Genomic DNA, 15,180 nt, shown 5'->3' with positions numbered 1-15,180 from the left:
CATTAGCTCAGCCAGTTAAACCGGATCATCATGTCTGACATAGGAGGGTAACCGTGGAAAGTTTAACATATAAGCTTGCCAGTGAGCAGAGTGAGTTTGAACAAATCCATCAGCTCAATTATCAAACATTTGTAGAGGAAATCCCGCAGCACAGCCAAAATGATGAAAATGAATTGATTGATAAATTTCATCAGGAAAATACATATATGATTGCCAAAAAAGGAGAGGAAGTGGTGGGCATGATTGCCATCCGTGCCAAAAGGCCATTTTCTCTGGATTATAAGCTTAAGTCACTTGATGACTGCCTCCCCGTAAAGGGAACAGCTTGCGAGGTCCGTCTGTTATCGATCAAGAAAGCATACAGAAGCAGCCGTGTCTTTTATCATTTATGCGAAAGGCTTGTACAGTTTTGCTTAGATAAAGGGTATTCGATGGCCCTTATTTCCGGTACGGTCCGGCAGCTTAAGCTGTACAGGCGGATCGGCTTCATTCCATTTGGCCCTTTGACAGGTGAAGAGGGTGCACAATTCCAGCCAATGTATTTAACGAAGGAGAATTTTGAACGGTCTACAAAAGCTTTTATCCGCCTGATGGCGAAGAACACTGAGCCTGTTAAAAAGATCTCATTGCTGCCAGGCCCGGTTTCGATCCATCCTGAGGCTGAAAAAGCTTTTACAGAGCCTGCCATTTCCCACCGGAGCGAAGAGTTTAAGAGAGAACTCAATGATCTTCGCAGCAGGCTGTGCAAGATGACAGGGGCTGCACACGCAGAAGTCGTCGCAGGTACGGGAACCCTTTCCAATGATCTTGTCGGTGCACAGCTTTCATGCCTGCACGGGCAAGGTCTGATCCTGGCCAATGGGGAATTTGGCTTCAGGCTCATCGACCACGCTAAAAGGCAGAGGCTTTCTTTTCAGTCTATTGAAAAAGAGTGGAATGAGCCGGTCGGAATATGGGAGATTGAAGAGGCAATCAATGACAATCCTTCTATCAGCTGGATTTGGACCGTTCACTGTGAAACCTCGACAGGCTATTTATATGATCTTGATTCACTCAAGAAGCTGTGCAGCCGCCACGGGATCGAGCTTTGTGTGGATGCCTGCAGCTCGGCAGGTGTCGTCCCCCTTGATCTGAAGGAAATCTATCTTGCATCTGCTGTCAGCGGCAAAGGATTGGGTTCGTATCCCGGCCTCGCGATTGTTTTTCACAGGGAGAGAGTTCATGGAGGCAGTCATATACCAAGATATTTGGATTTGAAAATGTATCAGGATTATGAAAGCATTCCCTATACCCATTCTTCCAATCTAGTAAAGGCGCTGAACAAAGCTTGCGGTCTCACTGATTATGAAAAAACAGCAAGTATTGCAAAGCAGGCAAGGGAAAGGATGAAGGCGAACGGGTGGAATGTCCTTGGGAATGACAGCTATTCTCCCGGTATTATCACGATCAGCGTGTCTGAGAATCTATCAAGCAGAAACATTGGTGATTACTGCAAGGGTAAAGGGGTGCTGATCAGCTATGAAAGTGAGTATCTGCTGAATAGAAACTGGATTCAGGCCGCCTTCATGGGGGCCATCAGCGAACAAGAAGCGGCAAAAGCGCTGGGCGTATTGGAACAGGCTTTTGAAAAACAGAAAGAAAAACGGTATCAGTATGGAACAGTATAAGAAATTGAAGCCGGTATGGATAGCTGTCTTATTGATGTGGCTAAAAACAGCTCTGGTATCTTTTATTGGCTTCAATCTTCATGCTGCAAGCCCGCTCGAGGTGCTGCTGATCACCGTTTCACCGCTGGGGCTGATTCTGCTGTTGATGGGTGCCGGACTTTTTTGGAAAAGGAAAGTGAAACCGGCTGGAATTTGGCTGACCATGCTCTTTTTAACTGGTATCCTTTATGCAGATCTTCTTTATTACCGTTTTTATACAGACTTTGTTACTGTACCGATCCTTTTCCAATTTAAGAACGTCGGCGGCCTCGGACCGAGCACCCTGGAACTGATCAGTCCCTGGGATCTGCTGCTGTTCGTTGACTTGGCATTATATTTTCTTTTAATCAAAAAGAAGAAACTTACCAAACTAGCGGTGACAGGAAGGACGGCAGGACAGTATGCGGCAGCCTGCATAGCCCTTTTCCTCCTGACTGGGGTAATAGGGCTTGCAAATGCGCCGCATCTCTTTACTGAATCATACAATCGCCCGCAGCTCGTCAAAAATATCGGGCTGTATCCGTATCATTTATATGATATTGGAGTAGCGGCAGCCTATCCGCTGCAAAAGGCATTTGCAGATGCTTCTGATGCCAAGGCTTCTGCCGAGTATGTCAACGGCAGGACAGAGGAGCCTTCAGATTATTTCGGCGCTGCAGAGGGGATGAACGTCGTTTTGATCAGCATGGAATCGACCCAGAATTTTGTTCTTAATCAAAAGGTGAAGGGGAAAGAAATAACCCCATTCCTTAATTCTCTGGCAAAGGACAGTTTTTATTTTAATAATCTTTATGATCAGACTGCCCAGGGGAAGACATCTGATTCTGAGTTCATGGTCGATAACGGACTGTATCCCTTATCGAGCGGATCGGCTTTTGTCCGCAAATTTGAGAATACGTATGAAAGCCTGCCGCATATTCTGAAAGAGAAAGAAGGCTACAAGGCAGCAGTTCTTCATGGAAATGAGCCTGCTTTCTGGAACCGGGAAGAAATGTATAAGACACTTGGTTATGACCGTTTCTTCTCTAAAGGCGATTATGAGGTGACAGATGAAAATTCAGTAAACTACGGAATAAAGGACATTCCGTTCTTTCAGCAGTCAATCCCGCATTTAAAGAGCCTTGAAACGCCGTATTATACCAGGATGATCACATTGACGAACCACTTTCCATTCCTGCTCGAAGAACGCGACCGGCTGATTCCGGAGGCTGATACAAGCGAGATGGTGGTAAACCGCTATGTCACCACAGTAAGGTACCAGGATGAAGCGATCAAAACCTTCTTCCAGGAAATGAAAGACAGTGGAGAATACGGCAATACGATGTTTGTACTGTACGGGGACCATTATGGCATTTCTGACAAATATGAACATGGTGTACTCGAGTTGTTAAACCAGGAAGACACGCTTGTCAACCGGATGAAGCTGCAGAAAATACCGCTGATCATCCATATTCCGGGACAAGAAGGAAAAACCATATCGACAATCGGCGGGGAAATTGATATAAGGGCAACACTGCTACACCTGCTCGGCATCAATCCTGAAGATCATTATAGCTTCAGCCGAAACCTTTTTGCCCGCAATCCAGAGCAGCCAGTCATATTCCGGGATGGCAGCTTCATCACTGAAGACTATCTTTATAAGAGCGGCAGCTGCCTGAGGGCAGACTCTGGGGGGGAAGAAGAGATTAGCAAGTGTGAACCTTATCTGGAAACAGCCAGAAAAGAGCTTGGGATGTCCGATGATGTTGTGAACGGAGATTTAATGAGGTTTTTGAAATAACAAAATTTTGATTAAAGTCACTTTCGATTAGAAAGTGATTTTTTTCGTTTGTAACATTATTATTTCACAAAGACAGTTAAAGGTATGTATCTGAGAACAATAGGCAGTATATCTCAAGAAGCAAGCTGTTCAAGGAAACAATACTAAAATAGGAATAAGTATCAGAAGCCTTGCAATGAATTCAAACATAAATTCCAGCCCCCTTTAAAGGATTCTCCCTGCACCTGGCTCCTCCTACGCCAAATGCTATGGCAGCCACGCATGCTGCCCCCGCTGATTTCTATACTAATAGGGAATTATTAAGCTGGTATTTATGTTTTGTTATAAAAGTTTAAGAAGAGAGCCAAAAGATCATGAAGCGCAGAAAAAAAGGACCCTGCAGTCCTTTTTCAGGCATTCTTTAGATATCCTGTTCCTCCAGCTCAATTTCCATCCGGGTTTGTGGAAAACCGTTGGCAACCCATTCTGCCCTTAAAGCGGAATCATACTGGGTAAGCCCTTTTTCTGCTTCCACTTTATCAGCATCAACACTTTCCATTTTGTCAATTTTTTCACTGTTCCTCATATCTGTATCTTCAATGACGCCATCTTTGATCGTATATGAAAAAGTTCTGGTATTGGGGGCAAGTTCTTCGCTGCGCTTCTTCAATGCCGCAAAGGCAAGTGCAGCTCCTCCTGCAGAAAGCAGAATGCCGGCAGCCATATTCAATGTTGACTTTTTCATAATTGTTCCCTCCGATATTTCATATTTTGTAGAATAGTAGTCTATTCTATATATTCCCCTGTTTTATTACTTTAAAAAGTATTTTATTTACAATTAGATTAAATTTTTTTCGCTGACTGTTAGATCGATTGAAAAGATCCTGCTAGTATCGGGCTCTCAGCTCAGCAGGATTAGGTAAGACCTTGATTTCTCAGAAAACAGCAATGTGCTTTCAGGGAAGTGAGCTGGGTCCGCTATTTCTCTGAAATACTGAAATAGTGGTTCCAGCGGAGTGAGCTGGAACCACTATCCCTCTGAAAAACTAAAATAATGGTCCCAGTGGAGTGAGCTAGGACCACTATTTCTCTGAAAAACTAAAATAATGGTCCCAGCGGAGTGAGGTGGGACCACTATTCCTCTGAAAAACTAAAATAATGGTTCCAGCGGATTGAGCTAGGACCACTATTTCTCTGAAAAACAAAATAATGGTCCCAGCGGAGTGAGCTGGGACCGCTATTTCTCTGAAAAACTAAAATAATGGTCCCAGCGGAGTGAGCTAGAACCGTTATTCCTCAAAAAAATAAAAATAGTGGCTCCAGGCCGGGATGGTTGCTAATTCAGGTCTTTTAGCTCCTGGTGTACTTTTTCCCTGAAATCTTCATCCTTCAGCAGTTTCAGCTGGAAGCTGTTCATATTGCGTGAGAGCTTAGCCTGCTCTTTTAAACTCAGATTGTTAGAAAGAAAGGCGATTTCAGTTTGATTGTTATCTGTATCTGTCGCATACATGGCCATTGTTAGGACAAAAGCAGTTGAACCGCCTTTCTGGCCTGCATGCAAAAGCCATTCCTGATTGCGGGAGTCTTCCATCAGCTGTTCGAGAACCGGGTCAAGATGTGTATGTATGTCTTCGCCCAGGTAAGATTTGCTGTTCAGTTTTTCCATAAGAGAAGCATACTCTGCAGCCGTTGATCTTGGGAGCCTGTCAGACCAGATTTGCTGAAAATCCATATCAAGCTTTTTGAGGAGCTGGGACTTTTCTTCAGGTGTTGGGGGAGCAGACTGCCAGGATCTGTGAATGTCAATTGCCATATCGCGGTATTGATCCAATGGCATTTCCTTCAGATTGGCCAGTGCTTCTTTTTTTGACAGATTATTTTCTTCCATTAGTTTCATTGGGATGAATAAGGAACTCGCCAGCGGGTATAGCAGTTCATGATTTTCTAAATTCAAGCTTTCCAGATTAGAGTTGATTTGCCTTAGACCAAGCAGTTCAATTAAATAGTCTGTGTTGGCATTCGAGCTGTAAGCAATCATGCCTTTTGCCACCTGCTGAAGTGAAGCACTGTTTGCTTTTAATTCAGATAGCCATGCTTCATGTGCGCCTCCGTCTGTTTTGGGTACATAGTATCTTTCAAGCTCCTTCAGGCTGACGTGCTGCTCAGTGTTTATCTTTCCTGCAGCTGCCTGCTTTGCGAATTCTATCGCCACAATATATTTGACTGTGCTTGCCAAAGGCAGGGCTGTCTCAGGATTGATATTGGCAATTTCCTCCTGATTGTATTTTATAACGAGTGCAGCATCCTTTGTATTTGCTTTCTCTTTTAAGAAAGAAACAAGATAGCCAGGTTCTTCATTTTTCAAATTCTTCCAATACATCCAGACTCCAATTCCGAATAACACAGCCGCCAGCAGCACAACGCCGGCAAGTATCCATAAAATAATTTTCATTCTTTAACCTCCTGGTCTACTTTACGGAAATGAGCGTGGAATGTTTCAATTTTTTTGCAATATCGAAAATTCCGCTTGTTTAAGATAAAATAGAGTCAGAGATTTTTATATGAGGAGAGAGGGCCTATGATAAAGACAATAAGTCTGGATGATAAAGATTTTGATCTGATCCAAGCTGCAGAGAAAGTCATCAAGAAAAATTACCGTTATGGACGGCACCATATCGGTTCTGCTGTCAGGACAGCTTCAGGAAAAATCTTTTCAGCTGTCCATGTAGAGGCAAATGTAGGAAGGATAACGGTTTGCGGCGAAGCGATGGCGATGGGGAAGGCTATTTCTGAAGGAGAGCATGAAATGAAGACGATTGTGGCAGTCGCCCATCCCCATCCTCACGAAGACATGGAAGATTGCTGGGTGGTCGCTCCATGCGGAATGTGCCGTGAACTGATCAGCGACTATGGCAAGGAAACGGATGTCATTTTTTCTTATCAGGGGGAACTCGTTAAATGCAATGTGATGGAGCTGCTTCCTGAAAAGTATGGAGTTTAAAAGGCTGCTTAAAAGAGGTATTGAAGCGAGTAATCTCGGCTTTCCAGCAATAAAACAATAGAAATAATTTCTTCGCCAGTGTAAAATTAGGATGAAATTCCGTGTAATTTCACTAAGGGCACTTTATCGCCGGAATATCCATTAGCGGTTCCAGGTTTTTATTTATCAAATATTTCAGAAATTTAAAAATTGAATAAGAGGACGATGAATGTTGAAAATAGATGCGAATGAGACACAAGTAAAAGAACAGACTATTTTTGATCATATTGGTAATAAAATTAAAACGGAAGATAGAGAGATTCATATCATTGCGAAAATAGAGGAACCGCTGATCGTCATTTTAGGGAATCTGCTGAGTGATGAGGAATGCGAAGGATTAATCAGGATGTCCGAGGATAAGCTGAAGCGTTCAAAAATCGGCAACACCCGCACGGTGGATGAAATCAGGACGAGCAGCAGCATGTTTTTTGAAGAAGGCGAAAATGATCTTGTGGCAAAGATTGAGAGAAGGCTGTCGCAAATCATGAATATCCCTGTGGAGCACGGGGAAGGCCTGCAGATGCTGAATTATCACATCGGGCAGGAATATAAGGCTCATTATGACTTTTTCTCTTCAGCCAGCAGGGCGGCAAGCAATCCAAGAATCAGTACGCTTGTTATGTATCTGAATGATGTCGAGGAGGGCGGGGAAACCTATTTTCCTAAACTGAATTTTTCAGTGAATCCGCAAAAAGGATCTGCAGTTTATTTTGAGTATTTCTACGATAACCAGGATTTGAATGATCTGACTCTTCATGGTGGGGCGCCAGTCATTAAAGGGAGCAAGTGGGCAGCCACCCAATGGATGAGAAGGAAGAAATTGTAATAAATGTACAAAATGGTCCCGGGACAGCCAGCTGGGACTGCACCGATAGACTTTTGGGATGAGAAAGCACTCAGTGTTTTCTCATTTTTTATAGGATCATATACTTATTTTATAGGATCATATACTTAAAAAACGGGTTACCGTCCAAGCGAAGGCCATCCAGCATGCATTTATTAATATAAAAAGAGGGAGGCAGAAGGATTCTTATGAACAAGAAAGAACAAAAGCTGAAGGAGGTCCTCACTAACTCCAGGCCGCCTTTATATGAAAAGGATTTTCCCATCATTTTTTTCTGGAGCCCGAAAAGCGGGTGCACTTCACTGATCAAGTGGTTTTATTTCCAGATTGGCAAACTTGAAGAGGCATTGAACCTTCATCCATGGGTCCATACGTACAGGCTGCAGGTTTACCAGGCTGAGCCCCAGTATTTGCTGCGCATAGCAGAACAGCTCCTTTTTAACAAGAAGGAATCGTTTAAACTGGTCCGGAACCCATATACAAGAGCGGTCAGTTCATACCTTGCCGCCATTTTTAATGAGCCCTTGATGGATCAATTCGCTCCCGGAGCGAAAGTAACCGGCATCTCCTTTAAAGAATTTCTCTATAAAGTGAAGGCAATAGGCGCAGATCACCCTTCGCTTGATCCCCATATTGCCCAGCAATATATTCAGGATGAAGAGCTGTTTGTCAAAAATAATATCCGGCTGGAAAGCTTTACAGCGGACATCCGCAGTCTAGAGCAAAAATTTCAGCTGAAGAACTCGCCTTTGCATGAATTCGTGAAATCGCCCCATCATCTCACACAAGCAATGAAAAGCAATGGACAGCAATCATTTGCAGATGTCAGATTTTCAAGGAGTACCATCAAAACACCTCTCCCGGATTACACAGATTTCTATAATGACGAAACAAAGAAGCTGGTTCAAGAGCTGTTTAAAAAGGACTTCAGCCACTATGGCTATGATGTGGAGCGGATTAAATAATCTTTCTTTAAATGGAAAAAGACTTCAGAAATAGAAGTCTTTTTTTCAGTATTATCTGGAGGCAGCGGCAGTAAAATCCTTTCGCCTGTAAACACTTAGGGCGATGCCTATGACAAACGCATTAAGAATGGCGGGTGTAAGGCCATAACTTATGAACGGCAGAGATATAGAGATGATCGGCAGGATTCCTAAGATCATGCCGATATTATAAATAAACTGGACTGAATACAGGGCGATGGCTCCTGTGACCAGCTGTCTGCCATAAGTATCTTTAATCTGTCCGGCGACTGATATCATCCTGGCCAAAAGGAGGGCAAGAACGATGATTAGCAGGCCAGCCATCAGCCATCCATAAAAATAGGTGATGTTCACAAAGGCATAATCAGAATGCAAATTAGGTATGGATTCCGTTTTATCCGTATTGCCAAGCCAGCCGCCTTCAGCCAGCATCTCTCTTATCTTAATATACATGAATCCCGAAGTCTCTGAGTATTCTTTTGGATTAAGGAAAGCGAGAATGCGGACCTTCTGGTATTCTTTGCTGGTAAACCATGCTATTGCACCAAATATAACAAAGATGCCACCGACAGATGATATGGTTGCAGTGATGGTTTTCCGCGTTACGGAGCTCCTGATAAACAATATCATGACAAGGATGCCGTACATCATGGCAATAGGGAAGCCTGGCAACGATAAGAATAGAAACAAGGTAGTGCTGAAAATAAGCCAGCCTATCCATAAGTTCGGCTTGTTCTGGGAAAAGAAGCTTGCCCAGAATAGGTAGAATAATGGCAGGATCGTGATTCCGCCGAATGCTCCAATTCCAGGGATCATGAAATAAGGGACCCCGTTTATAATGGCTCTGATTGTAAATGGAGCTATAAGCAATAGAACCAGGTATAAAACACCAACCGTAAGCAAGTGCCAGCTCCATTTCCGCAGTCTCCGATAGTCAATGAACATAACAGCAAGTGCAGCCAGCAAACCAATGCCAATATAGACGATTTGCTTTGAAACAAAGGCAACATCATAATCTTCATAATGGATATTAAACAACGGAAGCAGTCCCATCCCAAAAGCCGCTGCCGCCAGCCCGATCAGCATCCAATCCACCCTTGGCTTATGGATTTTGTTCAGCTGTACCCCCAGTTCGGCGGGGCTGCCCATCTGAAGGACGGACCTTTCTTCGGCTTCTGTTTCTTCGACTCCCTCTGCCATAAGCTCCGTTTTTGCCTGAAGAAGATGGTGCTCCAGTTCTCTATGGACAAAAACCTTTGCTTCTTTGGATTTTATATGCTTTTTGACCTCCGAGAGGAAGCCGTCTTTCTCAGCTGCCATCACTTCAGCCCTCCCATAATTCTTTGAAAGCAGTACGCCTTCCGGCCGATTTTTTCTCTGACTGCTCCAGGAGCTTCCTGCCCCTGTCATTCAGCTGGTAGTATTTGCGTGACTCCTGCCAGCTGGACTGCAGATAATTTTTCCGCTCCAGCCGGTGCAAGAGGGCATAGAGGAAGCCTTCATTTTTCTCAAAGTTTGAAATGCCCCTTGCGATGATGCTTCTGGTCAAGTCAAAGCCAGTCTTTTCATAGACAAGCAGCTGGAGGACTGCAAGTATGACATCTTCATCACTTTTTATCTGAAGACTTCTTGCTTTTGCTTTTACCTCTTCACGGGTCTTGTCTGTAAAAGACAGGTCCTGAAAAACGGTATTTTCCATCGCTTTTTTTAATCTTTTCAGGCGCTCTTCCATCATAGCTCCTCCAGTCGTTCTTTTAATAGCTGCTTTGCCCGCTTCAGGCGCGTCTTGATTGTATTTTGGTTGATGCTGGTGACGGCCGCTATTTCCTTCATGCTCATCTCTTCAAAATAATGAAGGTAAATGACTTCGCGGTATGAGTCTGGCAGGTTCATGACCGCTGCTGCGAGCTGTGAATCATCATCTTTTTTGATGACGGCTGCCTCTACCTCATCCTTCATACTGCCCCCAGACTTTGCCTGTTCTTCTGATAAGACGATATGGCGGTTGTGCCAGCTTCTGAGATAGTCTTTGCAATGATTGACGGCAATTCGCCAAAGCCATGTTTTCACCATTGATTTGCGGTTATATTGATGAAGGTTTTTATAGCATTTAATGAAAATTTCCTGTGTCAGATCCTCTGCCACATCCTTCTGCTTTACATATGTATAGGCAAGCTGGAGAATATCCTGGCCATAAAGCTGCATAATCTGGTCGATGGCTGCTTCCCTGTCTTCTGCCAATAATATTTCTGATAAAGTTTCTTCCACGGTCTTTTGCTCCCTTCCAACCATTAGACGGGGCACCCGCTGTTCAGGTTTGTGTTTTTAAGAAAAGTTACATTTCATTTTAGCTTTTAACAGGAGAATAAGAAAACCCCCCGGATCAGGAGGGCATAGATAATTATTCATATTTTTCCAGCTTTTTCAGCAATCTGATGATTTCATCCAGCTTGGCGTGCAGCTCCTGATCAGAAGAATAGGAGGCAGCCGAACGGGACACCATCCTCCGCATAAACAGGGTAAAAGAGAATACACCCAGCAAAGTCAGTAAAACAATGATTATCAAAATCAGCCAATCTCCCAGATACATACTATACCTCCAATACTTTTCAAACGACATAAGGGAAATTATGGTATAATACTATCAGTCAGCAGGAGGGATTGCAATGTTCAAACATATACAGCCTTTTCAGATTATTATAGGCTATTTGATTTCAATTGTTTCTTTTTCGCAGGCATACAGCAGCTATGCTGAGGGAAGGACTGCATCGTTCTATTTGTTTCTAATCAGTGGAGTGCTGATCATCATCCTATATACGGCAGCCTGGATCTCACTTTCATCCAGAAAAAAGGCAAATAAGACAGCAGAATAAAAAGGAATCCTGGTTCAGGATGGAGAATCTCTGTATATACTGAAATTTCCAGGAGGGGTTCTTATGAGCAAAAAGATTTGGAGGGTAGGTACTGCTTATATTCCGGTTAATGATGTTCAGGCATCTGCAGATTGGTATGCCGGGAAGCTGGGGGCAGAGCTGAATTATATTGATGGAGATAAAGCCATCCTTGATTTGGCAAACCAGAGCTTTTTCCTGGTTAAAGCAGCAGAATCTCAAACTAGCAATTTCACAGATGCTTCCGGAAAGGAAAGGTTTTCACTGACGTTTGAAGTGGACGGGCTGGATGCACTTGAAGCTGTTCACCATGAGTTCAGTGAACAAGGAGTTCATACTGGCGAGATCGAGGAGAGAGGTCACGCAGGCAGGAACTTTGTCTTCAGGGATCTGGATGGCAATCTGTTCGATGTATGGAGCGAGCTGAGTCCTTCATTCAAAAAGAAATTCATGGTATCGCAGTAAAAGGGCCTCCAGGTCCTTTTTTTGTCTATCTAAATTTACAAGTTGGAGCTGAATCTATGAAACGATTTGCAATCATGACCGTTGGGAAGACACACAGTGGAAAAAGTACATTTGCAAGGGAATTGGAGAAAGAGCTGAAAGACTGTTTTGTGATGGACCAGGATAACCACGCGGCTTTTCTCCATACATATTATTCGGCTCTTCTGCCTGCAGGCGGGCCGAATACCCTGAAGCACGGCCTTTCAAAGTATATTGTCAAGTATGCGAAAGAAAATACGAGCCTGCATATTATTGTCTGCAATTCAAATCTCAGCAGGAAAGCCAGATCATATCTTCTAGATGAGGTTTTTCCTAAAGAGGAATTTATCCGTATTCTTGTCCATTTTCAAATTCCGCATCCTATTCTTGAAGCGAGGACTGCAGAAAGCATGAGGAACACAAACATATTCAGGAGTGCATCCACTTTTAACGAAGTGCTGGAGCGGCAGAATGCTGATGCTCGTAAGGAAGATCCTGCTGAAATTGAGGCGGATTATCTTTTTGTTATCAAAGATAATGAAGAGGCTGGTTCTGTCATTAGAGACATTGTCAGGCTTTCTGAAAAAGTTTTATAGAAAAAGGGAGTAGAACGAATTGAGAATCTGCGGCAGGGCAGTAATGGTTAATGATGGGAAACTGGCACTTATTAAGCGGCTACGGGCAAATGAGGAATATTATGTGTTCCCCGGCGGAGGGGCAGAGCCGGGAGAGCTGCCTGAGGACGCAGCAGCACGTGAAGTCTTCGAAGAGCTGGGAATTACAGTGAAGGTCGGCGGACTGCTGGCCCGTCATGATTACAATGGCCCGCAATATTTTTATTTTGCAGAGATGGTGGAAGGTATTATGGGAAGCGGGACCGGAGAAGAATTCGATCCGGCGCGGGGCCGGGGCGCTTATGAGCCGCTTTGGGTGGATATCGGTTTATTGGAAGATTTGCCTGTAAGACCAGTTGAAGTGGCAAAGCTGATTAAGGAAATGCCATTTCTTTGAGCAGAACAGTGTAAGCCTGGAGTACGTCCGCCGATTCTAAAACAACGTAATCAGCTGACGACAATAAAGGGATACTCCAGCAGCAAATAACTGTACGCTATCATATTACAAAAAGAATATTGTATCCTATGCAAGTCTTTGCCCATTATACTGGTGGAGATGCAGCCGGGGTAAAAAATAGCTTTAAGAGGGTGCATGAATGCGTTTGTAATGAAAAAGAATTATAGAAATTTTGTTTGTATGAAAAGGCGGACATCAGGTCCGCCTTTTTCATTTTGTTTTTGATGAAAAACCAATGGTCATTATACAGACAACGCTTGCAGTGGCTGAGACGATCATCCCGAAAAAGAAGCCGATTGCCCGCATAAAGGGGTCATCACCAGGAAACTCAGGCTGAACTGAAAAATACTGATAAAGGAAGATGATAAAAACAAACAGATAAAAGCTGCTTCCAATCAGGCTCATTTGTATACGGCCTGTTTTAGATCCTCCCCATGCAAGTTTCATAACAATCCATAAATGGATGCTGATGGCTGTCGCCAGGAACATGATCAGAAGATGGATATAAGGAATATTCAGAAACAGCAGGAAATACAAAGCAAGCAGCGCAGCGAAGAATAAAAGGGCATTTGAAAAAAATAAAAACAGACCAGCTTTCCATTGGCTTTGAAACCATGATGTGTTTTTTAAGGTATTTGCCATTCTCTGATTGGCTGCACTGCCCTCAAGTGCAGGATTTTTTTTGAACAGTATAAGCAAGAAAGTAATACCTGCGATTCCAATAAATAAGAAGGATGTCATGATAAATAGCCTCCAGCAATATATTATGATATTTAATTTATCGTGATTCAATAAAATATGTCAACCCTGTTTGTTATTAAATACCGATTTATTTTTGTTGATAGTAGTTTTATTTTTATTGATAATCGATAAAATTTGTATTAAGATGGTAACAAACACAGACATAAACCGGAGGTATCTTATGAACAAGGCTATAACGAGTTTCCTTAAAGCCGCGATCCTTATTATGGGATTGATCGTGGCACTCCTCTGCATATTTCTTCTGCCTGGACTTGCAGGTGATGCAGCTGCAGAAAACCCTGAATTTGCTTATTTGAAATGGCCGGTCCTTTTGGGCATGTATGCTGCTGCGGTTCCATTTTATATCGCGCTGTATGAATCATGGAACCTATTAAAATATATTGACAGGCAGACTGCTTTTTCCGATATCTCTGTCCGGTCACTCCGCCGCATCAGGAATTGCGGCATTGCTTTGGGGCTGATATATGCTGCCGGCATCATCGGAGTCGGAGCTGCCGGGGCCCTTCATCCAGGAGTCTTCCTGATGGGTGCAGCCATTGCTTTCTGTTCTTTTGTCATCAGTGTATTTGCAGCTGTCCTGAAAGAGCTGCTGCGGAGCGCCCTTACTATGAAAAATGAAAATGAACTGACTATCTGAGGTGAAACAATGGCGATAATCATTAACATAGATGTTATGCTGGCAAAAAGGAAGATGAGTGTCACAGAGCTGTCCGAACGGGTTGGGATTACCATGGCCAATCTCTCGATACTGAAGAACGGCAAAGCAAAGGCAGTCCGGCTTTCCACGCTTAACAGCATCTGCAGGGCGCTGGACTGCCAGCCTGGAGATATTCTCGAATACTAGGGAGAAGAAGAATAGCAAAAAAGAGATAGGGCGAGCCTGTCTCTTTTTTTGCAGGTCATACCATATAAGAGTGGAATATATATTTTACATAATGGAATATATATGTTACATTCTGTTTGGAGGAAGAATATATGAAAAATAACGTGAAGCTGGCCCGGCTGCAGGCAGAGCTGACCCAGCAGGAGCTGGCGGACCGGGTGGGGATTACCAGGCAGACGGTGAGCTTGATTGAAAAAGGCAAGTATAATCCTTCTTTGAAGCTGTGCCTCCAGATCTGCTATGCAGTCCAGTCAAAGCTGGACGAATTATTTTGGGTTGAAGAGGAGGAGCTGTAATGAAAAAAATGACGGATGAACGCTTGAAGCGGAGGAATTTAGAGCATGTACGGATAGTCTATATCGTCCAGACATTAGGGATCCTTTGCATTCTTGCATACGATTTCATGCAAGGCGGCATGGAAGCTATGCGTGAGAATCCGCTTTGGCTTGTTTTTATCGGAACCTCGGTTGTATTTGCTTATCTATCCATGAGTGTGAGTGTAGAGCATGAAAGACAGGGAAGAGATCCGAAAAAGCAGTTCATTGTAAGCATAGCAGTCATTCTGGGAGGGGCAGCAGTCATTTCATATCTGATCAGCATAACACCTGACTATGGATGGAGTGATGGACTGCTCCTGGGTGTAATCATCGCGGTATGCGGCGGAATACCTGTCTTTTACATTTACAGGCTGCGGCTGAAACAGGCAGATTTGTATGATGAGGAAGACGAGTAAAGGATTTAACATAATTGCAGTCCTC

Annotated in this window: 20 protein-coding genes; 13 read left to right on the top strand and 7 right to left on the bottom strand. The window is 43.6% G+C overall.

Annotated elements, in window-relative coordinates:
- Positions 1-53 precede the first annotated feature (53 nt).
- Entirely contained in the window at positions 54-1,667 is a 1,614-nt protein-coding gene (locus tag AC4E8B_RS13730) for an aminotransferase class V-fold PLP-dependent enzyme (RefSeq protein WP_490213943.1), read from the top strand.
- Positions 1,654-3,486, top strand: coding sequence for an LTA synthase family protein (locus AC4E8B_RS13725; protein ID WP_490213942.1), 1,833 nt, complete (start codon positions 1,654-1,656; stop codon positions 3,484-3,486). Before AC4E8B_RS13730 ends, AC4E8B_RS13725 begins: the two co-directional genes overlap by 14 nt.
- Before the next feature lie 400 nt (positions 3,487-3,886).
- Here AC4E8B_RS13725 and AC4E8B_RS13720 read toward each other — a convergent pair whose 3' ends face one another.
- Positions 3,887-4,210, bottom strand: coding sequence for a hypothetical protein (locus tag AC4E8B_RS13720; protein WP_490213941.1), 324 nt, complete (start codon positions 4,208-4,210; stop codon positions 3,887-3,889).
- Between the two features lie 591 nt (positions 4,211-4,801).
- Positions 4,802-5,917 carry a serine hydrolase gene (locus AC4E8B_RS13715; protein ID WP_490213940.1) on the bottom strand — a complete coding sequence of 372 codons (1,116 nt, stop codon included), beginning with the start codon at positions 5,915-5,917 and terminating at the stop codon, positions 4,802-4,804.
- Between the two features lie 126 nt (positions 5,918-6,043).
- Here AC4E8B_RS13715 and AC4E8B_RS13710 point away from each other — a divergent pair, with 126 nt between their 5' ends.
- The 3 genes from AC4E8B_RS13710 to AC4E8B_RS13700 all read left to right on the top strand — a co-directional run bounded on the left by AC4E8B_RS13710 (position 6,044) and on the right by AC4E8B_RS13700 (position 8,314).
- Positions 6,044-6,466: a cytidine deaminase gene (locus tag AC4E8B_RS13710; protein WP_490213939.1), complete on the top strand. Its 423-nt coding sequence runs from the start codon at positions 6,044-6,046 to the stop codon at positions 6,464-6,466.
- Positions 6,467-6,674: 208 nt separating this feature from the next.
- Positions 6,675-7,331, top strand: coding sequence for a 2OG-Fe(II) oxygenase (locus AC4E8B_RS13705; RefSeq protein WP_490213938.1), 657 nt, complete (start codon positions 6,675-6,677; stop codon positions 7,329-7,331).
- 206 nt (positions 7,332-7,537) lie between these two features.
- Positions 7,538-8,314: a sulfotransferase family 2 domain-containing protein gene (locus AC4E8B_RS13700; protein ID WP_490213937.1), complete on the top strand. Its 777-nt coding sequence runs from the start codon at positions 7,538-7,540 to the stop codon at positions 8,312-8,314.
- Positions 8,315-8,365: 51 nt separating this feature from the next.
- Here AC4E8B_RS13700 and AC4E8B_RS13695 read toward each other — a convergent pair whose 3' ends face one another.
- The 4 genes from AC4E8B_RS13695 to AC4E8B_RS13680 all read right to left on the bottom strand — a co-directional run bounded on the left by AC4E8B_RS13695 (position 8,366) and on the right by AC4E8B_RS13680 (position 10,922).
- Entirely contained in the window at positions 8,366-9,652 is a 1,287-nt protein-coding gene (locus AC4E8B_RS13695; protein ID WP_490213936.1) for an FtsW/RodA/SpoVE family cell cycle protein, read from the bottom strand.
- 4 nt (positions 9,653-9,656) lie between these two features.
- The gene (locus AC4E8B_RS13690) at positions 9,657-10,064 is read right to left on the bottom strand and encodes a PadR family transcriptional regulator (RefSeq protein WP_490219676.1); all 408 of its coding nucleotides are present in this window, start codon (positions 10,062-10,064) and stop codon (positions 9,657-9,659) included.
- Positions 10,064-10,600, bottom strand: a complete 537-nt coding sequence (locus AC4E8B_RS13685) for a sigma-70 family RNA polymerase sigma factor (RefSeq protein WP_490213935.1) — start codon at positions 10,598-10,600, stop codon at positions 10,064-10,066. Before AC4E8B_RS13685 ends, AC4E8B_RS13690 begins: the two co-directional genes overlap by 1 nt.
- Before the next feature lie 133 nt (positions 10,601-10,733).
- Positions 10,734-10,922, bottom strand: a complete 189-nt coding sequence (locus AC4E8B_RS13680) for a DUF4083 domain-containing protein (RefSeq protein WP_490213934.1) — start codon at positions 10,920-10,922, stop codon at positions 10,734-10,736.
- Between the two features lie 76 nt (positions 10,923-10,998).
- On the opposite strand from AC4E8B_RS13680, the gene AC4E8B_RS13675 reads away from it, so the two are divergent.
- The 4 genes from AC4E8B_RS13675 to AC4E8B_RS13660 all read left to right on the top strand — a co-directional run bounded on the left by AC4E8B_RS13675 (position 10,999) and on the right by AC4E8B_RS13660 (position 12,717).
- On the top strand, positions 10,999-11,205 hold the full coding sequence (locus AC4E8B_RS13675; protein ID WP_490213933.1) for a hypothetical protein: 207 nt from the start codon (positions 10,999-11,001) through the stop codon (positions 11,203-11,205).
- Between the two features lie 63 nt (positions 11,206-11,268).
- Positions 11,269-11,688 carry a VOC family protein gene (locus tag AC4E8B_RS13670; RefSeq protein ID WP_490213932.1) on the top strand — a complete coding sequence of 140 codons (420 nt, stop codon included), beginning with the start codon at positions 11,269-11,271 and terminating at the stop codon, positions 11,686-11,688.
- Positions 11,689-11,744: 56 nt separating this feature from the next.
- Positions 11,745-12,302 carry an AAA family ATPase gene (locus AC4E8B_RS13665; protein WP_490213931.1) on the top strand — a complete coding sequence of 186 codons (558 nt, stop codon included), beginning with the start codon at positions 11,745-11,747 and terminating at the stop codon, positions 12,300-12,302.
- 43 nt (positions 12,303-12,345) lie between these two features.
- Positions 12,346-12,717 carry an NUDIX hydrolase gene (locus AC4E8B_RS13660; protein ID WP_490219674.1) on the top strand — a complete coding sequence of 124 codons (372 nt, stop codon included), beginning with the start codon at positions 12,346-12,348 and terminating at the stop codon, positions 12,715-12,717.
- A gap of 270 nt (positions 12,718-12,987) precedes the next feature.
- On the opposite strand, the gene AC4E8B_RS13655 is transcribed toward AC4E8B_RS13660, so the two are convergent.
- Positions 12,988-13,518: a hypothetical protein gene (locus AC4E8B_RS13655; RefSeq protein ID WP_490213930.1), complete on the bottom strand. Its 531-nt coding sequence runs from the start codon at positions 13,516-13,518 to the stop codon at positions 12,988-12,990.
- Between the two features lie 181 nt (positions 13,519-13,699).
- Here AC4E8B_RS13655 and AC4E8B_RS13650 point away from each other — a divergent pair, with 181 nt between their 5' ends.
- The 4 genes from AC4E8B_RS13650 to AC4E8B_RS13635 all read left to right on the top strand — a co-directional run bounded on the left by AC4E8B_RS13650 (position 13,700) and on the right by AC4E8B_RS13635 (position 15,155).
- Entirely contained in the window at positions 13,700-14,176 is a 477-nt protein-coding gene (locus tag AC4E8B_RS13650; RefSeq protein WP_490213929.1) for a DUF2975 domain-containing protein, read from the top strand.
- A gap of 9 nt (positions 14,177-14,185) precedes the next feature.
- Positions 14,186-14,383 carry a helix-turn-helix domain-containing protein gene (locus AC4E8B_RS13645; RefSeq protein ID WP_490213928.1) on the top strand — a complete coding sequence of 66 codons (198 nt, stop codon included), beginning with the start codon at positions 14,186-14,188 and terminating at the stop codon, positions 14,381-14,383.
- Between the two features lie 131 nt (positions 14,384-14,514).
- On the top strand, positions 14,515-14,718 hold the full coding sequence (locus AC4E8B_RS13640; RefSeq protein ID WP_490213927.1) for a helix-turn-helix transcriptional regulator: 204 nt from the start codon (positions 14,515-14,517) through the stop codon (positions 14,716-14,718).
- Positions 14,718-15,155, top strand: a complete 438-nt coding sequence (locus AC4E8B_RS13635; protein ID WP_490213926.1) for a hypothetical protein — start codon at positions 14,718-14,720, stop codon at positions 15,153-15,155. The genes AC4E8B_RS13640 and AC4E8B_RS13635 overlap by 1 nt, the downstream gene beginning before the upstream one ends.
- Positions 15,156-15,180 lie beyond the last annotated feature (25 nt).

Source organism: Bacillus sp. SRL543 (assembly GCF_984799205.1).
The sequence above is the reverse complement of the archived record's forward strand: the minus strand, read 5'-3'. Positions and strand labels throughout refer to the sequence as shown.